16 protein-coding genes and 1 pseudogene are annotated in these 18,568 nt (G+C 72.6%); 7 read left to right on the top strand and 10 right to left on the bottom strand.

Translation table 11 applies throughout. The features are described 5' to 3' along the window. Positions 1–92: 92 nt before the first annotated feature. A complete protein-coding gene (locus BS80_RS10920) occupies positions 93–722 on the bottom strand; it encodes a winged helix-turn-helix transcriptional regulator (RefSeq protein ID WP_035795967.1) in 630 nt (209 codons plus the stop codon). Positions 723–803: 81 nt separating this feature from the next. Here BS80_RS10920 and BS80_RS10915 point away from each other — a divergent pair, with 81 nt between their 5' ends. From BS80_RS10915 to BS80_RS40605, 3 genes are read left to right on the top strand one after another with little or no spacing between them, the layout of a single operon-like run. Beyond that, positions 804–1,556 (top strand): MBL fold metallo-hydrolase, encoded by a 753-nt coding sequence (locus tag BS80_RS10915; RefSeq protein WP_035795964.1) that lies wholly within the window; start codon positions 804–806, stop codon positions 1,554–1,556. A 23-nt stretch (positions 1,557–1,579) separates the two neighbouring features. After that, entirely contained in the window at positions 1,580–2,224 is a 645-nt protein-coding gene (locus tag BS80_RS40610) for an NAD(P)-dependent oxidoreductase (protein WP_035795962.1), read from the top strand. A gap of 3 nt (positions 2,225–2,227) precedes the next feature. Further along, positions 2,228–3,421 (top strand): multidrug effflux MFS transporter, encoded by a 1,194-nt coding sequence (locus BS80_RS40605; protein ID WP_035795961.1) that lies wholly within the window; start codon positions 2,228–2,230, stop codon positions 3,419–3,421. A gap of 177 nt (positions 3,422–3,598) precedes the next feature. On the opposite strand, the pseudogene BS80_RS10900 reads toward BS80_RS40605, so the two are convergent. The 4 genes and pseudogenes from BS80_RS10900 to BS80_RS10885 form a co-directional block, all read right to left on the bottom strand. Continuing rightward, positions 3,599–4,460: pseudogene (locus BS80_RS10900) on the bottom strand (Tn3 family transposase); the annotation flags it as partial. A 322-nt stretch (positions 4,461–4,782) separates the two neighbouring features. Continuing rightward, positions 4,783–5,550, bottom strand: a complete 768-nt coding sequence (fabG, locus tag BS80_RS10895) for a 3-oxoacyl-ACP reductase FabG (protein WP_035795960.1) — start codon at positions 5,548–5,550, stop codon at positions 4,783–4,785. Between the two features lie 77 nt (positions 5,551–5,627). After that, complete coding sequence (locus BS80_RS10890) at positions 5,628–6,815, bottom strand: thiolase family protein (protein WP_035795957.1); 1,188 nt, start codon at positions 6,813–6,815, stop codon at positions 5,628–5,630. Between the two features lie 34 nt (positions 6,816–6,849). Beyond that, positions 6,850–7,998, bottom strand: a complete 1,149-nt coding sequence (locus BS80_RS10885; RefSeq protein ID WP_035795954.1) for an acyl-CoA dehydrogenase family protein — start codon at positions 7,996–7,998, stop codon at positions 6,850–6,852. A gap of 145 nt (positions 7,999–8,143) precedes the next feature. Between BS80_RS10885 and BS80_RS10880 the strand changes: the two genes are divergently transcribed. Next, positions 8,144–8,872, top strand: a complete 729-nt coding sequence (locus tag BS80_RS10880; protein ID WP_083974510.1) for a TetR/AcrR family transcriptional regulator — start codon at positions 8,144–8,146, stop codon at positions 8,870–8,872. On the opposite strand, the gene BS80_RS10875 is transcribed toward BS80_RS10880, so the two are convergent. Continuing rightward, positions 8,815–9,969, bottom strand: coding sequence for a nitric oxide synthase oxygenase (locus BS80_RS10875; RefSeq protein ID WP_083974660.1), 1,155 nt, complete (start codon positions 9,967–9,969; stop codon positions 8,815–8,817). The genes BS80_RS10880 and BS80_RS10875 overlap by 58 nt on opposite strands. A gap of 265 nt (positions 9,970–10,234) precedes the next feature. Next, positions 10,235–11,752 carry an APC family permease gene (locus BS80_RS10870; protein WP_035795952.1) on the bottom strand — a complete coding sequence of 506 codons (1,518 nt, stop codon included), beginning with the start codon at positions 11,750–11,752 and terminating at the stop codon, positions 10,235–10,237. Between the two features lie 172 nt (positions 11,753–11,924). On the opposite strand from BS80_RS10870, the gene BS80_RS10865 reads away from it, so the two are divergent. After that, positions 11,925–12,593 (top strand): TetR/AcrR family transcriptional regulator, encoded by a 669-nt coding sequence (locus BS80_RS10865; RefSeq protein ID WP_051966454.1) that lies wholly within the window; start codon positions 11,925–11,927, stop codon positions 12,591–12,593. A gap of 25 nt (positions 12,594–12,618) precedes the next feature. Here the strand turns inward: BS80_RS10865 and BS80_RS10860 are convergent, their stop codons facing one another. Together BS80_RS10860 and BS80_RS10855 are read right to left on the bottom strand one after the other, a co-directional pair. Next, positions 12,619–13,407, bottom strand: coding sequence for a TIGR03084 family metal-binding protein (locus BS80_RS10860; protein WP_035795949.1), 789 nt, complete (start codon positions 13,405–13,407; stop codon positions 12,619–12,621). A gap of 26 nt (positions 13,408–13,433) precedes the next feature. After that, positions 13,434–14,966, bottom strand: a complete 1,533-nt coding sequence (locus BS80_RS10855; protein WP_035795947.1) for an AMP-binding protein — start codon at positions 14,964–14,966, stop codon at positions 13,434–13,436. 305 nt (positions 14,967–15,271) lie between these two features. On the opposite strand from BS80_RS10855, the gene BS80_RS10850 reads away from it, so the two are divergent. Both BS80_RS10850 and BS80_RS10845 read left to right on the top strand, forming a co-directional pair. Further along, positions 15,272–16,021 carry an SDR family NAD(P)-dependent oxidoreductase gene (locus tag BS80_RS10850; RefSeq protein WP_035795945.1) on the top strand — a complete coding sequence of 250 codons (750 nt, stop codon included), beginning with the start codon at positions 15,272–15,274 and terminating at the stop codon, positions 16,019–16,021. A gap of 1 nt (position 16,022) precedes the next feature. Beyond that, positions 16,023–17,126 carry an S-adenosylmethionine:tRNA ribosyltransferase-isomerase gene (locus BS80_RS10845; RefSeq protein WP_035795942.1) on the top strand — a complete coding sequence of 368 codons (1,104 nt, stop codon included), beginning with the start codon at positions 16,023–16,025 and terminating at the stop codon, positions 17,124–17,126. On the opposite strand, the gene BS80_RS10840 is transcribed toward BS80_RS10845, so the two are convergent. After that, positions 17,123–18,292, bottom strand: a complete 1,170-nt coding sequence (locus tag BS80_RS10840; protein WP_051966593.1) for a serine hydrolase domain-containing protein — start codon at positions 18,290–18,292, stop codon at positions 17,123–17,125. The genes BS80_RS10845 and BS80_RS10840 overlap by 4 nt on opposite strands. Positions 18,293–18,568 lie beyond the last annotated feature (276 nt).

Below are 18,568 nucleotides of genomic sequence, written 5' to 3'. Positions count from 1 at the left end.
GTCTCCGATCTTGCTCGGGCAAAGGACCGTTTTTGAGACCGGCGCGGACTCGGTAGAGCTTGAGGTCGCAGGCCCGCGAGCGGCCGGTCGATTCAGCGGGGCAGGATGCGCAGTACTGCCTCGCGTTCACCGCTGAGCCGCAGGCCTTGCTGTACTGCGGCGCTCAGATCGAGGTCGCCGAGCAGGGTCGCGGCCAGCAGGTGCGGCGGTCCGGTCAGGGACGCGGTGGGGTGGTCGACCCGGCCGGCGTGTGTGTGCACCGAGCCGTCCTTGACTTCGATGACCAGGTCCTCGCTGCCGTCGGCGTGCAGTTGCAGGGCGATTGCCGGCTGGTCGGGGCGGTGGTCGGTCAGTGCCCGGGCGGGCATGTCCAGCCAGTGGGTGCGGAAGGTGTCGTTGCCGCCCGGCTCACGCAACAGCGGCACGCCCCACCGGCTCAGTTCCTGCAGCACCGGCTCCAGCGCGCGGCCACGCTCGGTGAGGGAGAACAGGGTGGTGGCCACCGGCGGCGGGGCGGCCTCGCGGTGGATCAGGCCGGCTTCCTCGAGTTCGCGGAGCCGGTCGACCAGCAGGTTGCTGGCGATCCCGGGCAGCCCGTTGCGCAGGTCGGTGTGCCGGCAAGGACCCAGGGCGAGCAGTTCGCGGACGATCAGCAGGGTCCATCGGTCGCCGATGGTGTCCAGTGCTTTCGCGATGCCGCAGTACTGCCCGTAGGTGCGCATGCCACCACCCTACATTGCGACGTTGAGATTCAAAACTCTCTTGTTGACTTTCTCAACAACGTCGGTCTAGCGTCGCTGCCCATGACCACCACCCTTTCCGTGCGTCGGCTGGCCTGGGCCGGCGTCGAGATCCGTCTCGGCGACACCCGCCTGCTGATCGACCCGCTCGAGAACGTCGCTCCGCTGGCGCCGGTGATGGGGCCGCCGCACCGGCCGGTCGACCCGGTCGATACCCCGCCCGGCACCCACGCCCTCATCACCCATCTGCACCCCGACCACTACGACCACGACCTGATCGCCCGGATCGCGGCCACCGGCACGATCGGCTGTCACACCCCGAGCGCGGCCGGGCTGCACGAGGCGGGCATCACCCCCGTCGCCCAGGACCTGGGCGAGTCACGCCGCATCGGAAAGCTGACCGTCACCCCGGTGACCTCGCTGGACTGGCGCGGCAACGACTGTGACCAGGTCGCCTGGGTCGTCGAAGGCGCCGGCCGGCGGGTCATCCACTGCGGCGACACCCAGTGGCACGGCAGCTGGTGGCAGATCGCCCGCGACCACGGCCCGTTCGACGTCGCGTTCGTCCCGGTCAACGGCGTCATCGCCCACTTCGAGGGCTACGCGGCCAACGTCCCGGCGACCATGACCCCCGAGCAGGGCGTCGAGGCCGCCGTCGCACTCGGCGCCGGCACCGTCTGCGCCATGCACTACGGCCTGTTCCACAATCCGCCGTTCTACACCGAACAACCCGACATCGAGCAGCGGTTCCAGCACGCCGCCGACGAGCGCGGCATCACCGCGGCCATCGTCGCCGACGGCCAGCCCGTCCTCTGACCATCAGAAACAAGGAGCAACACATGAAGATCGTCCTGTTCGGTGCCAGCGGCAACATCGGCCGGCCCACCACCGAGGAACTACTGCGTCGCGGTCACACCGTCACCGCGGTCACCCGAGCCGGCCACCTCGACGGCCTCGAGCACAAGGCCCTGACCGTGACCACCGGTGACGTCACCGACCCCGCGGCGGTCGCCGGCCTCGCCGCCTCCCACGACGCCGTACTGTCGGCCGTCGGCCCCCGGATCGGCCAGGAGAACGACCGCGCCACGATCGTCGGTGCCGCCCGTGCGCTGATCGACGGACTCCGCCGAGCCGGCGTCACCCGCCTGGTCACCATCGGCGGCGCCGGGAGCCTGCGCACGCCGACCGGCGCCCGCGTCATGGACGACCCGGACTTCCCCGCGCTGTGGAAGGCCAACGCCGAGGCGCAGGCCGAGGCGCTCGACCTCTACCGGGGAACCACCGGCCTGGACTGGACCTATGTGTCCCCCGCCGCGCACATCGGCCTCGGCAAGCGGCGCGGCGCCTACCGAACCGGCGGCGACACACTGCTCACCGACGACGCCGGCGCCAGCGAGATCTCGTACGCCGACTACGCGATCGCCCTGGCCGACACGATCGAGAGCGGCACCGCGATCCGCCGCCGCATCACCGTGGCGTACTGAGCCATGAGCAACGACGCCGCCGGCCGGCACACCCGATTCATCGTCCTGCTCGCAGCGCTCGTGGCCCTGGGACCACTGTCCATCGACGGCTACCTGCCCGGACTGCCGGACCTCGCCGGCGACCTGCGCGCCAGCGCCGCGGCCACCCAGCTCACCATCACCGCCTGCCTGGCCGGGCTGGCCATCGGGCAGCTGATCGCCGGGCCGCTGAGCGACACCTACGGCCGGCGGCGTCCGTTGCTGGCGGGCCTCGCCCTCTACACGATCGCCAGCGCGCTCTGCGCGGTGGCACCCGACGTCCGGACCTTCGTCGGCCTACGCCTGGTCCAGGGCATCGGCGGGGCGTTCGGCATCGTCATCGCCAACGCCATGGTCCGCGACCGCACCTCCGGAACCCGCACCGCACGTCTCTTCTCCGCACTGACCTTGATCACCGGCCTGGCGCCGGTGTGCGCGCCGGTCCTCGGCGGCCAGCTACTGCGCGTCACGGCCTGGCCGGGGATCTTCGTGGGCCTGGCCGTACTCGGCGCCGTGATGCTGGCGGCCTCCGCCGTAGGACTGCCGGAGACCCGGTCCTCCGCGTCACGCCAGCCGCTGCTGGCTGTCGTCGGGCAGTTGCTCAGCGACCGGGTCTTCACCGGGTACGTCCTGGCCAACGGCCTGGTCTTCGCGGCGATGTTCGCCTACATCTCCGGCTCGCCGTTCGTCCTGCAGGAAATCCACGGCCTGTCACCGCAGCAGTACAGCGCCGTGTTCGCCGTCAACGCCGCCGGACTCATTGCGGCCGCCCAGATCAGCGGCCGGCTGGTGGCCCGGACCGGCGCCCGCGTGCTGCTGCTCGCCGGTCTGCTGGGCGCGACAGCCGGTGGCACCACGGTCCTGGGCGCGGTGCTGACACGGGCACCCCTGCCCGTGCTCCTGATCGGCCTGTTCGTCCTGGTCTCCAGCGTGGGCCTGGTCATGCCGAACGCCGCGGCCCAGGCCCTGGCCGACCACGGCGGACACGCCGGGTCGGCCGCCGCTCTGCTCGGCTTCAGCCAGTTCATGATCGGCGGGGCACTTGCTCCGCTGGCCGGCGCGGGTGGCGCCACCGACGCCTTGCCGATGGGAATCATCGTCGCCGTGCTGCCGGCGCTCGCTCTGCTCACACTCGGCATCCTCACCCGGTCGATGCCCGGAGAGCGCACCCCCGGCTGAACTCAGCCCGGCCCTTCCACGCCCGCCCCGGGCTGCCCGAGGCTGCCCGTCAGGCCCTGACGGGCCCCGGCCCGGCGAGCCCGTCAGGCCGGGGCTGTGCCCGGCTCGCTGCTGCGCGGGCCGGGCACTGAGGCCGTCACGGCGGCAACGAGGTCGAGGTGGGAGTTCATGTCCAGCTCGAAACCGGCCGTAGGGGTTCACGTGCGTCCAGAACAGCGGGGACAGGGCCCAGGTCGCCGTCCTTGCCGTAGAACAGGTCGTGGTTGGCGGAGTTCCAGTTCTCCACGACCTGGAGCCCGTCGTTGATCTCGTGCCGCAGCTCGGCGTCGGCGAGGTAGTCGCAGATGAACGCCGTACGCACCGCCCGGCCCAGCTCTTCGATCGCCCGGTAGGTGGGGTGCTTGGGCCCGCCGCGGGTGAAGCGCCGCAGGACCTGCTCGGCCTCGGCGGTGCCCAGGCGCAGGGCGGTGGTGTACTTCACGATCTGGTCGTACTGCTGGGCGATCAGGTCCCAGTCGATCGCCTTGGTCGACAGCATCGGCGCCAGGTGCGGCCAGGTCTCGTCCTCACCGGCCGCCGGCCGGTACAGCCGTGCGGAGCCGACGTTCTTCAGCCTCGGCAGCAGGTTGAAGCCGAGCATGTGGGCGAAGGCGAATCCGACGATTGAGGCGCCGTGGGTGTCGGTGTACTGGCGGTCGATCTCTACGCCCCTGCAGTGCCGCAGCACGCCCTCGATCATCGCGGAGACCTCGGACGCGGAGCAGGACTTGAGCTGGGAGTAGACGCACAGCGACTTCTTCTCGACGTGCCAGGAGATCATCACGCCGGGCCCGCGGTAGCGCTGGTGCCACTCGGTCATGAAGTTGCTGGACCAGGACCCGAACTTCTTCGAATCGCTCGCGCAGGCGGTGCCCTCGCCCCACCATGCCTGATCACGGGCCGCGAAGGTGGTGTTGACGAGGCGGACCAGGGCGGCGCGCAGGTTGGTGCGGTTGACGAACAGGTGCCGCACCCGGCGCAGGACGGCCTCGCTCTCACCGTGCTTTCCCAGCAACAACGCGAACCCCAGCCGGTTCGCCCCCGACTTGTTCCGCAGCCGCTCCTGGTCCTCCTCCAGCAGCGTCCAGACCTCGATCAGGTCCTCCGGCTCCCAGTCCTGCCGCACCCCGCGCTCCCTCCGGTCGACGTGACCGGACCAACCTCGCGGAACCGCTCCCTCAACAACCCCAGAAGATCGAAAACCCGGACAAGCACACCCTCGCCTTGCTACAGAGAGCTACTTGTCACTTCGCGGCAGCTTCGGGAGGACAGGGCCGACGCGCGCGGCTGAGCCGGGACCACCCGGTCCCGGCTCAGCACTCTCAGCGGGCGCCGCCGTTGACGTACAGGGTCTGGCCGCTCACGTACGAGGCCTCCTCGCTGGCCAGGAAGGCGACCACCGCGGCGACCTCCTCGGGACGGCCGACCCGGCGCAGCGGGGTCCGGGCGGCCACCTCGGACTGGTGCTCCTCGGCCGTCGAGCCGACCCGCTCGGCGGTGGCCGCGGTCATCGCGGTGGCGATGTAACCGGGCGCCACCGCGTTGACGTTGATGTTGAACGGGCCGAGCTCGATCGCCAGGGTGGCGGTCAGGCCCTGGATGCCGGCCTTGGCGGCGGCGTAGTTGGCCTGGCCGCGGGCGCCGAGCGCCGAGCGCGAGCTGAGCGAGACGATCTTCCCGAACTTCTGCGCGACCATGTACTTCTGGGCCGCCTGGCTGCAGTTGAAGGCGCTGGTGAGGTTGACCGCCAGCACGGAGTCCCAGTCGGCCCGGGGCATCTTGAAGAAGAGGTTGTCGCGGGTGATCCCGGCGTTGTTGACCAGGATCTGCACGCCCCCCAACTCCTCGGACACGGCGGCGAAGACGGCCTGCACCTCGTCGTAGTCGGAGACGTCGCAGCCGTAGGCGCGGGCGGTGCCGCCCTTGGCGGTGATCGCGTCGACCGTGCCCTGCGCCCGCTCGGCCGTCAGGTCGACCACCGCGACGGTCGCTCCCTCCTCGGCGAGCAGCAGGGCGGTGGCGGCGCCGATGCCCTGCGCTGCGCCGGTGACGACGGCGACCTTGCCGGCGAAGCCGGTGTACTTCGGCATGTGACTCTCCCTCAGTGGATCTCAGGCGTTCTCAGTACTTCGCGGGCGTTCTCAGGCCTTGCGTTCCCAGGCGTTTCTCAGGCGTTCTCGACGAGCACGGCGCTGCCCTGGCCGACGCCCACGCACATGGTGGCCAGCCCGCGCCGGGCACCGGTGCGGCGCATCCGGTGCAGCAGGGTGGTGAGGATCCGGGCGCCCGAGCCGCCCAGCGGGTGGCCCAGCGCGATCGCGCCGCCGCTGGGGTTGACCAGCTCCGGGTCGAAGCCCAACTCGTCGACGCAGGCCAGCGCCTGGGCGGCGAAGGCCTCGTTGAACTCGGCCTCCTGGACGTCCTCGACACTCCATCCCAGGCGCGTGAGCACCTTCCGGGTGGCCGGGACCGGCCCGATGCCCATGACGTCCGGGTGCACGCCCGCCGAGGCGCCCGCCGCGTACCGGCCGAGCGGCTCCAACCCCAGCTCGTGCAGGGCCTCTTCGCTGACCAGCAGCAGGCCGGCGGCGCCGTCGTTCATCGGTGAGGCGTTGCCGGCGGTGACCGTGCCGCCGGCCCGGAAGGCGGGCTTGAGCTGGGCGAGGCGCTCCAGGCTGCTGTCCTCGCGGATGCCCTCGTCCTGGCTCACCGTCACGCCGTCCGGGCGCAGGACGGGCAGCAGTTCGGCGTCGAAGTGGCCGTCCTTGCGGGCGGCGGCGGCGCGCTGGTGGCTGCGCAGCGCGAAGGCGTCCTGGCGCTCGCGGCTGATCCCGTAGCGGGCCGCGACCTCCTCGGCGGTCTCGCCCATGCTCAGCACGCCGTGCAGCTCATGCATCGCGGGGTTGGTGATCCGCCAGCCGAGCCGGGTGTCGAAGGTCTCCATCCGGTGCGGCAGGGCCTCGTCCGGGCGGGGGAGCACGAACGGCGCCCGGCTCATCGACTCGCAGCCGCCGGCGATCACGATCTCCGCCTCGCCGGAGCCGATCGCCCGCGCCGCGCTGGTGACGGCCTCCATGCCGGAGGCGCAGAGCCGGTTGACGGTGGCGCCGGGCACGCTCTCGGGCAGCCCGGCCAGCAGGACGGCCATCCGGGCGGCGTTGCGGTTGTCCTCGCCGGCCTGGTTGGCCGCTCCCCAGTACACGTCGTCGATCCGGGCCGGGTCGAGGGTCGGCACCTCGGCCAGCAGGCCGCGCAGGACGGCCGCCGAGAGGTCGTCGGGGCGGATGCCGGACAGGGCGCCGCGCAGGCGGCCGATCGGGGTGCGGCGGGCGGCGGCGAAGTAGACAGGGCGCACGACTCTGGGCTCCTGAGTAAAAGGGGTGGGTGGGTCAGAACGCGTTGACGCCGGTGAGGGCCCGGCCGATCAGCAGCTTCTGGATCTGGCTGGTGCCCTCGTAGAGGGTCATCACCCGGGCGTCGCGCAGGAGTTTGCCGACCGGGTACTCGTCGATGTAGCCGTAACCGCCGAAGACCTGCAGTGCGTTGGAGGCGGCCCGGACGGCGGCCTCGCTGGCGAAGAGCTTCGCGGTGGAGGACTCGGTGGCGAACGGCAGGCCGCGGTCGATGAGGTCGGCGACCTGCCAGGTGAGCAGGCGCGCGGCGGCCAGGTCGACCGAGATGTCCGCGATCAGCTCCTGCACCAACTGGTAGGAGGCGATCGGCTTGCCGAACTGCTCGCGCTGCTTCGCGTAGCCGACCGCCGCGTCCAGGCAGGCCTGGGCGATGCCCACGCACCCGGCCGCGACCGACATCCGGCCCTTGGCGAGCGCCGCCATCGCCACCGTGAAGCCCTTGCCCTCGGGGCCGAGCCGGGCGTTGTCGGGCACCCGGACGCCGTCGAACACCAGCTCGGCGGTGGCCTGGCCGCGCAGCCCGAGCTTGCCGTGGATCTCCCGGCGCTCGAATCCGGCGGTGTCGGTCGGCACCAGGAAGGCGGTGACGCCCTTGTGCCCGGCCTCGCCGGTCCGGGCGAAGACCAGCGCGACATCGGCCCAGGTGCCGTTGGTGATGAACATCTTCGAGCCGGTGAGCACCCAGTGGTCGCCGTCCCGGACCGCCCGGGTGGCCAGGTTGGCGGCGTCCGACCCGGTGCCCGGTTCGGTCAGGGCGAAGCAGCCCAGGGCCTGGCCGGAGGTCAGCCTCGGCAGCCAGTGGCGCTTCTGCTCCTCGCTGCCGTAGGCGTTCACCGACTTGGCGACCAGGCCCAGGGTGACCGAGACGATGCCGCGCACCGCGGAGTCGCCGCGGCCCAGCTCCTCCAGGACCAGGCAGTACGCGAGGTGGTCACCGCCGCTGCCGCCGTACTCCTCGGGGATGGTCAGGCCCAGGAAGCCGAGCTTGCCGAGTCTGGCGACGATCGTCCGGTCCACCGACTCCGCGCGGTCCCACGTGGCGGCGTGCGGGACGATCTCGCGTTCGGTGAAGTCGGCGGCGAGGGCGCGGACGGCCGCCTGCTCCTCGGACAGCTCCAGGTTCATCGCTCAGGGCCCTTCGGACGACCGGGTCGGCACCGACGGATAAACTAGCGGTGCAAGTTTTTTGGACTCTAGTCCGCCGGGACGGCTCCTGGGAAGAGGGGCCTGCGAGAATGCCGTTCCATCCACTCGACCGGAGGAACCCGCCATGGCCCGCCCCCGTACGCCGCTGCTCAGCCGCGAGCGGATCGTCGTGGCCGCGCTGGCCCTGGTGGACGCCGAGGGCCTGGACGCGCTCTCCACCCGGCGGCTGGCCGCGGTCCTGTCCGTCAGCGGCCCTTCGCTCTACAACCACTTCGCCACCAAGGACGAGCTGCTGGACGCGGTGGTGGACAGCGTGATCGGCGAGGTGGACCTCACGATGTTCCCCGCCGCCGGCCCCGACTGGCGCGGCGCGCTGGGCGCCTGGGCCCGCTCCTACCGCGCCGCGCTGGCCGCGCACCCCAGCATCGTCCCGGTGCTGGCCCAGGGCCCGGGCCGGCGGCCGAACGCGCTGCGGCTGGCCGACGCGGTCTACGGCTGCCTGGTCGAGGCGGGCTGGCCGCGCGGGCAGGCCACCCGGATCGGCGCGCTGATGCGCTACTTCGTCGCCGGGTCGGCGCTCGGCTCGTTCGCGGCCGGCTTTCCGGAGGACGCCGAGCTGTACGCGACCGGGTACCCGCACCTCGGCGAGGCGCACCGGATCGCCGAGCACCGCCGGCAGATCGACGAGGGCGCCTTCGAGACCGGTCTCGAGGCGCTGCTCGACGGCCTCGAACTGCGCTACCTACGGACGGTCGTGGGCGAGTCGGCCGCTCGGCCGGCCGGTCAGGGGGGAGCTCACCAGGGCTCGCGGGCGACGAAGGCCGGGCGGGTGGAGGGGTCCACCGGGTCGTAGTAGCGGTGGAAGACCGGCGTCACGCCGCCGGAGACCGGTGGCACGATCCAGCTCCAGTCGGCGGGCGTGGGCCGGCCGAGCCGGTTCTCCTGGGCGATGTGCTTGAGGAACCGCTCCGACTCGGTGTGGTGGTCCGCCATCGTCACGCCGGCCTCCTCGAAGGAGTGCAGCACGGCGACGTTCAGCTCCACCAGCGCGCGGTCGCGCCAGAGCGTGCGCTCGCGGGAGGTGTCCAGGCCGAGCCGGGCGGCCACCTCGGAGAGCAGGTTGTAGCGGTCGGCGTCGGCGAGGTTGCGGGCGCCGATCTCGGTGCCCATGTACCAGCCGTTGAACGGCGCGGCGGGGTAGCGGATGCCGCCGATCTCCAGGGTCATGTCGCTGATCGCGGGGACCGCGTACCAGCGCAGGCCCAACTCGGCGAACCAGGCGTGGTCGGGGTGGACGAGCGGCACCTCCAGGGTGCTGTCGTCGGGCAGTTCGTACCAGCGCGGCCGCTCGCCGGGCCGCTCCTGCACCAGCAGCGGCAGGACGTCGAACCGGCCCTCGCCCGGCTTCCAGCCCACGTCCTTGGCGCGGGCCGCCAGTTGGCCGCCGGCCGGATCGCCCGTCCAACCGCCGTCCGGCGCGGGGTAGCCCGCGTAGCGCACCAGCTGCTGGTTGAGGATCCGGGTCGCCGGGCGGCCGGGGCGGTCCGGGGCGAAGATCGTGATCAGCGGCCGGACCCGGCCGCCGTTGGTGGCCAACCTCAGGTGCTCGAAGCTCTGTTCGGCGATGTCGTCGGCCGAGCCGAGGCTGCGCAGGTCGCGCACCACCAGGCTGCGCCAGTACAGCCGGCCTATGCAGCGCGCCGAGTTGCGCCAGGCCACCCGGGCGCCGAACGCCAGTTCCTCGGTGGTCTGTTCGTAGCTGCCCGTGCGCTCGATCTCGTCCAGGACCTGGCGGATCCGCGTCTCGGGGTCCTGCAGTGCGGCCTGCTCCGCGTGGAACTGCCGCAGGAACCCGACCGCCTGCGCCGAGTCGGTGAACGCCTCGGCGCTCGACGGTGCTGCCGCCGCCGTGGAGTCGGCGTGGGGTGCCACGGGACCGCCGTACCCCATCGGGCAGGTGGCGGCGGGTACCGGCCGGTGGGCGCGAAGCCGACTGAAGATCAAGTGTGCATCCTTTCCGCCCCCATGGATACCGCATGTAGGTGAACGACGGCTGAGCGTGAGTGAATTCGCACAGGGCTCCCCCACTTCCCGCTAGGCTGGGGTGCGACGCGTGGAACATGTGATGAGCACGTCATGTACAGGGTGTCATGCGTCGATGGCCGGGCCCAAGGGGGGCCCGGCCATCGACGCATGACGGTGCAGACCGACCGGCTCAGGCCGGCGCGGGTGCCGGCTCCTCGGTGGAGGCGGCGTTCGTCTCCCGCATCAGGTCCTGCGGGCGGCGCAGCAGCAGGTAGCCGAGGCCGGCCAGGCTGACCGTGCCCACCCCGAGCAGGGCCGCCCAGACCTGGTACCAGGGTGCGCCGGGCGGTGCCAGGATCGCCCGCGGCCAGCAGATGTTCAGCACCTCGAGTCCGGTCCAGAGCACGGCCAGTGCGTTCAGCACCGTCCCCGCCCGGCCGTACGAGACCGCGCCGGCCGGGCGCCAGGTGCCGCGCACCCGGGCGATCAGCGCGGCGAGGGTGAGCAGGAAGAACGGCAGGAAGGTCGCGGCGCTGCCGAAGGTGATCAGGCTGCCCATCGCGGTGCTCTTCAGGCCGAGCGGCAGCGCCGCGCAGCTGATCACGGTGGCCGCGACCAGCCCGCCGATCGGGGCCTGGTGCTTGTTGACCCTGCGCACCCTGGCGGAGAACGGGAAGACCCCGTCCCGGGCCAGCGAGTAGAGCCCGCGCGCCGCGCCGCCCTGCGAGGCCATCAGGCAGGCGGTGAAGCTGACCAGCACCACGACGACGAACGGCTTGGCCGACCAGTCGCCGAAGGAGCTGGTGACGGCGGTGGTGACCGGGTCGAGGTCCCTGCCGGAGACCACGTCCGCCGGGTTCGGGTGGGCCAGCGCCACCGCGACGGCGTTCAGGATGACCACCGTGCCCACGCTGAGCAGCGCGTACCACATGGCGCGCGGCACCTGGCGGCCCGCGTCCTTGGTCTCCTCGGCGGTGGAGACGCAGGCGTCGAAGCCGATGAACGCCCAGCCGCCGACCGCGATCACGGCGAGGAAGGCCATCAGGCCGCCGGTGTGGGCGGCGGCGGGGGCGCCGAGGGTGTCGGTGAGCAGCGAGAAGCCGTGCTTGCGGAAGAAGAGCAGCAGAGAGACCCCGACCAGCACCGAGGCGATGGCCTCGGCGGCGATCCCCAGTGAGACGAACCAGCGCAGCAGGTTGATCCCGTAGGCGTTGACCAGGGCGCAGAGCATCGTGAAGACGGCTGAGACCAGCACCAGTTGGGCGGGCGTCGGGGTCGCGCCGAACAGTGCGAAGACCCATGGTGAGGCGAGGTAGGCGACCGTGGTGTTGGCGAACATCACGGCGAACTGCCAGAGCCAGCCGCTCATCCAGGCGAACGAGGGGTTGGCCAGCCGCCGGGTCCACTGGTAGGCGCCGCCGGCCAGCGGCCACTGCGAGGCGAGTTCGGAGTAGACGCAGACCACCAGCGCCTGGCCGAGCAGGCAGATCGGCAGCGCCCAGACCCAGGCCCCGCCGTCGATGCTCATCCCGACCTGGGCGACCGCGTAGAGGCCCACCACGGGGGAGACGACCGCGAAGCCCATCGCGATGTTCCCGAGGACGCCGAGGCTGCGGCGCAGCTCCTGGCGGTAGCCGAGGGCTGCCAGTCGCTCGCTGTCGTCGGCCGCTCCGCCGTCTGCGGGTCTGCGCGGGGAGTGCTCGCTCATATGCGTCCGCCTTGCTGTGACGTGGGGGTGTGAGGGAAAACTAACTTAGTTAGTCGGGAACCGTAGCCGGGTCACCCAGGTAAACGGAAGGGCCGACACCGGGCTGTAACCTTGCGCCGACGGCGACGGCCGGCAGTGGGACGGCGACAGCGGGCGAGAAGCGGGGCAGGGCGTGGGGCGACCGGTCAGGAACCTGCTGAGCAGGGACATCATCGCCGGAGCGGCGCTGGCGGTGGTCGACGAGAACGGCCCCGGCGGGCTCACCATGCGCGCGCTGGCCGAGCGGCTGGGGGTGAAGGCCGCCTCGCTCTACAACCACGTGGGGAGCAAGGACGACCTGCTGGACGCGCTCGCCGAACTGGTCAACGCCGAGATCGACCACGCCCCGCTGGAGCGCCGCGCGGGGGAGTCGGCCGACGACTGGCGCGAGGCGGTGGCCCGGTACGCCCGGGGCTACCGGCAGGTCTTCCTGCGTCACCCCAACACCATCGCCCTGCTGGCCCGGCGCCGGGTGGAGGCGACGCGGCAGCTGCTGGGCTACGACAAACTGCTCGGCGCGCTCGTCGCGGCCGGGCTCGCGCCGGCGGACGCCGCAGAGGCGGCGGCCGCGCTGGACTACCTGGTGCTGGGGTCGGCGCTGGAGACCTTCACCGAGGGCTTCGCCCGGCCGGCGGCCGACTACCGGCCGCACTATCCGGCGCTGGCCGGGGCCCTGGAGGCGTCGGCGGAACGCGGCGGCGGGCCGGGCGGGCTGGACGAGCGCGGCTTCGAGCTCGCGCTGCGGCTGCTGCTCGGCGGGCTGGGGAGAAGCGGCGGGGGAGGAGCGGCTGACACCCCCTGAGGCGGGGTGTCAGCCGCCCCGGCACTCACGCGCCGGTGGCCGCCCGGCCCTCTCCCGGCGGACCGGCGAAGACCTGGGCGATCGGCAACCAGGCGACGGCCACCGGACCGACCGCCGTCAGTGCCAGGTCGGCCGGGTGCCGGCGCTGGGTGACCCGCAGGCAGAAGTCCAGCGCCGGTCCGGTGATCCGGTTTTCCGCGTCCTCCGGTCCCCAGGCCCACAACTCGCCGTCAGGGCTGGTGAGTTCCACGCGCAATGCAGCCTCGGGTGCAGGCAGCCGGTTGGCCATGAAGGCGAACGGCACGGTACGGAAGCCCAGATGGGCGATGTGCCGCAGCCGGGCCGTCGGCGCGCGGACCACGCCGAGCGCGTCGGCGACGTCCTCGCCGTGCGCCCAGGTCTCCATGATCCGCGCGGTGGCCATCGAGATCGGCTTCATCGGCGGGCCGAACCAGGGCATCTTGGTACCGGGGTCGGCCTTCGCCAACTCGACTGCCAGCTCGGCCCGTCCGGCCCGCCAGTCGGCCAGCACCTCGCCGTGCGGACGCCGGGCGCCCGCCTCGGCACCCTCGTCGACGATGTTGTCGAGCTTGGCGAAGGCGGCCCGGCCGGCGGCCTCGAAGCCCTCCGGATCGCGCAGCGCGCGCAGCGCCCAGGCGTCCGTCCAGGCCAGGTGCGAGACCTGGTGGCTGATCGTCCAGCCGGGGGCGGAGGTCTCGGTGGCCCAGCCGTCGGCCGTCAAGTCGGCCACCAGGGCGTCGAGTCCGGCGCCCTCCTCGGCCAGGTCGGTGATCAGGTCGTGGACATCGGGCATGGTGGAACTCCCTCGGGATCGACGGATCAGTTGACGGTGCGTGAGCGGCCGGCCCAGTACGGCTCGCGCAGGCGGAACTTCTGCAGCTTGCCGGTGGTGGTGCGCGGCAGGGCGTCCCGGAACTCCACCGTGGTGGGGGACTTGTAGCCGGCCATCCGCGCCTTGCAGTGCGCGATCAGCGCGGCCTCGTCGGTGCTGCGCCCCGGCTTGAGGACGACCAGCGCCTTGATGGTCTCGCCCCACTTCTGGTCCGGCACGCCGATCACCGCGACCTCGGCCACGTCCGGGTGGTCGTAGAGCACGTCCTCCACCTCGATCGAGCTGACGTTCTCGCCGCCGGTGATGATCACGTCCTTCTTCCGGTCCGAGATGGTCAGGTAGCCGTCCTCCAGCGTCCCGCCGTCCCCGGTATGGAACCAGCCGTCCTTCAGCGCGGCGTCGGTCTCGTCCGGCCGCTCCCAGTAGCTGGTCAGGACGGTGTTGGAGCGGATCAGCACCTCGCCCTCGTCGTCCACCCGCAGCTCGGTGCCCAGCGCCGGGGCGCCCGCGCGGACCAGCTTCTCGGCGCGCTCGGCGGCCGGCAGGTCGTCCCACTCGGCGCGGGTGCGGTTCACCGTGGCGATCGGGGAGGTCTCGGTCAGGCCGTAGATCTGCATGAACTCCCAGCCCAGCTCGGTCTCCATGCGCTGGATCACGCTGGTCGGCGGCGGCGCGCCGGCCACGATGATCCGCACCCGGTCGCGCCCGGGGACCGGCCCCTCCCAGTCGGCCGCCGCGTCCAGCACCGCCGCGCACACCGCCGGGGCGCCGCACAGGAAGGTCACCCCGTGGCGTTCCACCCGGCGCAGGATCTCGGCGCCGTCCACCTTGCGCAGCACGATGTGCTGGGCGCCCAGCCCGGTCAGGCCGAACGGCATCCCCCAACCGTTGGCGTGGAACATCGGCAAGGTGTGCAGGTACACATCGCGATCGTTCGCCCCGAAGTGCAGCGCCATCAGCGTCGCATTCAGCCAGCAGTTGCGGTGGGTGAGCTGAACGCCCTTGGGGCGCGCGGTGGTTCCGCTGGTGAAGTTGATCGTGGCGGTGTCGTTCTCGTCGATCTCGTAGCGCACCGGCTCGTGCTCGAAGTCGTACAGCTCGGCGTCGCTCTCGGCGCCCAGCACGTACCGGCGGGCGCACGGCACCCCGGCCAGCGCCTCGTCCAGCTCGGGGTCCACCAGCAGCAGGGTCGCGCCGCTCTGCTCGACGATGTACGCGACCTCCTCGGCCTTCAGCCGGAAGTTGATCGGCACCAGCACCCGCCCGTAGCCGCTGACCCCGAAGAGCGCGGTCATCAGCCGGGCCGAGTTGTGCGAGACGATCGCGACCCGCTCGCCCTTGCCGATGCCGAGCCGGTCGAGGCCCGCCGCCTGTGCGCGGGCGAGTTGGGCGATCCGTCGGTAGCTCAGCTCGCCCCAGGGCTCGGCGGGTTGAACGGGCTCGTCGACAATTCCGATCCGGTCCCCGTAGACCATTTCGGCTCTGTTCAAGAAGTCCATGACGGACAGTGGTGTCTGCATGACGCCACTCTGGCCCCACCGGCCGTCCGCGCGCCAGCCCTCCGGGGGTGCTGCCCGGCCCGCCGGGCCGGGCAGCACCCGCGCAGGTCAGGAGGGAATGTAGTCGAAGCGCGGGGTCAGCGTGCCGAGGCGAGAGCGGGGGTGGCGACCGGGGCTGCGCCGGCGGTGGCCGGCGCGGCCGTGACCTTGGGTCCTGGGTCGGAAGGTGGAGCCGGCCTCGTCGGGGCGTCCTACGCCGAAAGGCCCCGCCGCGGCGCTGCTCCCGGCCGATCCACCGTCCGCATGTGCGGAGGGAGAGTGCAGGTATGAACACCACTGACACCCCGCAGCCGCCCCCCGCCCACCCCGTCGCCGTCGTCACCGGTGCCTCCCGGGGCCTTGGCCTCGAGCTCGCCCGGTTCCTGGCCGAGGACGGCTGGCAGCTGGTGATCACCGCCCGTGGCGCGGCCGAACTCTCCGCAGTCGAATCCCGGTTGAGCCGGCTGACGACCGTGATCGCGCTGGCCGGATCGGTGGTCGACGACGACCACCGCGCCGACCTCGCCGCGGCCGCCGACCGGCTGGGCGGCGCCGCGCTGCTGGTCAACAACGCCTCCACGCTGACCGGCTACGACCTCGCCGGCGCCGCCCTGCCCGCGCTCGCCGAATTCCCGCTGCCCGGCCTGCTGGAGACCTTCGAGGTCAACGTCCTCGGTCCGATCGCGCTCACCCAGCTGCTGCTGCCCCAACTCCGTTCGCACGATGGTGCGATGCTCGCCATCAGCTCGGACGCCGCCGTCGAGGCGTACGCCGGCTGGGGCGGCTACGGCGCGAGCAAGGCCGCGCTCGACCACGCCTGCGCGGTGCTCGCCGTCGAGGAACCGGGACTGCGCGTCTGGACGGTCGACCCCGGCGACCTGCGCACCCGGATGCACCAGGAGGCCTTCCCCGGCGAGGACATCTCGGACCGGCCGCTGCCGCAGACCGTCGTCCCGGCCTTCCGTGCCCTGCTGCGTGACCGTCCGGCCTCCGGCCGCTACCGCGCCGCCGACCTGCTCGCCGCGGCGGTGGGCTGAGATGCGCGCCGCCACGCAGACCCCCGGCTTCGACTTCACCGTCCCGCCGGAGCTCTCTGCCCACGCGCCCGCCGAGGCGCGCGGCCTGGCCCGCGACGGCGTGCGCATGCTGGTCGGCCGCGGGGACGGTTCCCCCACGGTCGAGCACCGCCGCTTCACCGACCTGCCGGCCGTGCTGCGCCCGGGCGACCTGCTGGTCGTCAACAACTCGGCCACCCTGCCGGCCGCCCTGCCCGCCCGGCTCCCCGACGGCACGCCCGTCGTGCTGCACCTCTCCTCGGCCCACCCGGACCCGCGCGGAACCCATCTCGTCGAGCTCCGCCGCCCGGCGGCCCGGGGCGCCGACTCCGACTTCGACGCTGCCGCCGCGCAGTACTTCCGTCCGGCCGAGAGCCCGGCCCGCCCCGGTCTGCCGCTCACCCTGCCGGACGGCGCCCGCGCCGTGCTGACCAGGGCGTTCACCGCGCGCCTCTGGTACGCCCGGCTCGCCCTGCCGCAGCCGCTGCCGGACTACCTGGCCCGGCACGGCAAGGCCATCCGCTACGGCTACGTCGACCGGGACTGGCCGCTCTCCGCCTACCAGACGGTCTTCGCCAGCGAGCCGGGCAGCAGCGAAATGCCCAGCGCGGCCCGCCCGTTCACCGCGCAGCTGGTCAGTGCGCTGGTCGCGCGCGGCGTCCTGGTCGCGCCGATCACGTTGCACACCGGCGTCGCCTCCCCGGAGGCCCACGAGGCCCCGTACGCCGAGCGGTTCCGCGTCCCGGAGTCGACCGCCCGGCTGGTCGAGCACGTCCGCGCGGTCGGCGGCCGGGTCATCGCGGTCGGCACCACCGCCGTCCGCGCCCTGGAGTCCGCCGTCGGCCCCGACGGACGCCCGCACGCCGCCGACGGCTGGACGGACCTGGTCGTCACCCCCGAGCGCGGCGTCCGCCTCGTGGACGGACTCCTCACCGGCTGGCACGAGCCGCGCGCCTCCCACCTGCTGATGCTGGAGGCGATCGCCGGCCGCCCGCTGCTCGACCTCTGCTACACAGAGGCGATCGCCCACCGCTACCTGTGGCACGAGTTCGGCGACGTGAACCTCCTGCTGTCGTACAGCTCCTAGTCGTCGATCGCCTGGTAGGCCGAGGTCCAGAAGTCGCGGCAGACGTCCGGCGGGTTGGGCGAGGTCCAGTTCCGCTGGGTCAGCAGGACGGTGACCAGCTCCTCGCTCGGATCGGTGCACCAGGAGGTGCCGAGGCCGCCGTCCCAGCCGAACCGCCCGACCGGCTCGGCCGGGTCGGTCCGCCGGGTGACCACCGACAGGCCGAAGCCCCAGCCGTGGCTGTCGAAGGAGCCGGGGAACAGCGCGGAGCCCGCCTTCTGCGCCGCTGTCAGCTGGTCGGTGACCATGGTCTCGACCGAGGGCCGGGAGAGGATCCGCTCGGCGCCGTACCGGCCCTTCCCCAGCATCATCCGGCCGAAGGCGAGGAAGTCGTCGGCGGTGGAGACCAGGCCCCCGCCGCCGGAGGGGAACGCCGGCGGCCGGCTCCAGGCGCCGCCGACCGCCTCGTCGGAGACCACCAGGCTCCCGGTCTCGGGGTCGGGCGCGTAGCTGGTGGCCAGCCGGTGCAGTTGGTCGGCCGGTACCGAGAAGCCGGTGTCCCGCATGCCGAGCGGGTCCAGCACCCGTTCGCGCAGGAAGGTCTCGAACGGTTGCCCCGAGGCGCGCGCGATCAGCACGCCGAGGACGTCCGAGCCGGTGTTGTACATCCACCGCTCGCCCGGCTGGTGGATCAGCGGCAGCGTCCCGAGCCGCCGGATCCACTCGTCCGGCTCCGGCGGTACCGACGGCTGCGGCGGGCCCTGGCCCAACTCCAGCTCGTCGGCGGCTCGTTGGATCGGGTACGTGCCGGGGCGGGCCATCACGATGCCGAAGCCCATCCGGAACGTCAGCAGGTCGCGCAGGGTGATCGGCCGGTGCGCGGGGACGGTGTCGTCGAGCGGTGCGTCCAGGCTGCGCAGGACCCGGCGGTCGGCCAGCTCGGGCAGCAGCCGGTCCACCGGATCGTCCAGCCGCAGCCGGCACTCCTCGACCAGGATCATCGCCGCGACGGCGGTGACCGGCTTGGTCATCGAGGAGACCCGGAAGATCGTGTCCCGTTCCACCGGCGGCCCGCCGAGCGCCCGCACACCGAGCGTCTCGACGTGGACCTCGCCGCGCCGGGCCACCACCGCGACCAGCCCGGGCACCCCGCCGGGCCCGACGTGCCACGCCAGGGTGTCGCGCATCCGCGCCAGCCTGGTCCCGGAGAATCCACCGTCGCGCACGGGCCCTGCCTTCCGCTCTCCTCGACTGGTGACGGAGTGCCACGGACCGATCCTGGCAGCGATCGCCGCGCCACCGCCGCTCCTGGGCCCGTGTCGCTGCCCCGAACAGCACGGCCCCGAACAGCACGGCCCCGAACAGCACGGCCCCGAACAGCACGGCCCCGAACAGCACCGCCCCCGAACAGCAGCGCGCCCCTCCCCCCGAGTGCGGGGGAAGGGGCGCGCTGCTGCCGGGAG

Origin of the sequence: Kitasatospora mediocidica KCTC 9733 (assembly GCF_000744225.1) — a bacterium.
GTDB lineage: Bacteria > Actinomycetota > Actinomycetes > Streptomycetales > Streptomycetaceae > Kitasatospora > Kitasatospora mediocidica.
The sequence above is the reverse complement of the archived record's forward strand: the minus strand, read 5'-3'. Positions and strand labels throughout refer to the sequence as shown.

Bases quoted from the DNA above. Each gene is read 5' to 3' on its own strand.
- BS80_RS10920 (WP_035795967.1), bottom strand. From the start codon at position 722: ATGCGCACCTACGGGCAGTACTGCGGCATCGCGAAAGCACTGGACACC.
- BS80_RS10915 (WP_035795964.1), top strand. From the start codon at position 804: ATGACCACCACCCTTTCCGTGCGTCGGCTGGCCTGGGCCGGCGTCGAG.
- BS80_RS40610 (WP_035795962.1), top strand. From the start codon at position 1,580: ATGAAGATCGTCCTGTTCGGTGCCAGCGGCAACATCGGCCGGCCCACC.
- BS80_RS40605 (WP_035795961.1), top strand. From the start codon at position 2,228: ATGAGCAACGACGCCGCCGGCCGGCACACCCGATTCATCGTCCTGCTC.
- fabG (WP_035795960.1), bottom strand. From the start codon at position 5,550: ATGCCGAAGTACACCGGCTTCGCCGGCAAGGTCGCCGTCGTCACCGGC.
- BS80_RS10885 (WP_035795954.1), bottom strand. From the start codon at position 7,998: ATGAACCTGGAGCTGTCCGAGGAGCAGGCGGCCGTCCGCGCCCTCGCC.
- BS80_RS10880 (WP_083974510.1), top strand. From the start codon at position 8,144: ATGGCCCGCCCCCGTACGCCGCTGCTCAGCCGCGAGCGGATCGTCGTG.
- BS80_RS10875 (WP_083974660.1), bottom strand. From the start codon at position 9,969: ATGGGGTACGGCGGTCCCGTGGCACCCCACGCCGACTCCACGGCGGCG.
- BS80_RS10870 (WP_035795952.1), bottom strand. From the start codon at position 11,752: ATGAGCGAGCACTCCCCGCGCAGACCCGCAGACGGCGGAGCGGCCGAC.
- BS80_RS10860 (WP_035795949.1), bottom strand. From the start codon at position 13,407: ATGCCCGATGTCCACGACCTGATCACCGACCTGGCCGAGGAGGGCGCC.
- BS80_RS10855 (WP_035795947.1), bottom strand. From the start codon at position 14,966: ATGCAGACACCACTGTCCGTCATGGACTTCTTGAACAGAGCCGAAATG.
- BS80_RS10850 (WP_035795945.1), top strand. From the start codon at position 15,272: ATGAACACCACTGACACCCCGCAGCCGCCCCCCGCCCACCCCGTCGCC.
- BS80_RS10845 (WP_035795942.1), top strand. From the start codon at position 16,023: ATGCGCGCCGCCACGCAGACCCCCGGCTTCGACTTCACCGTCCCGCCG.
- BS80_RS10840 (WP_051966593.1), bottom strand. From the start codon at position 18,292: ATGCGCGACACCCTGGCGTGGCACGTCGGGCCCGGCGGGGTGCCCGGG.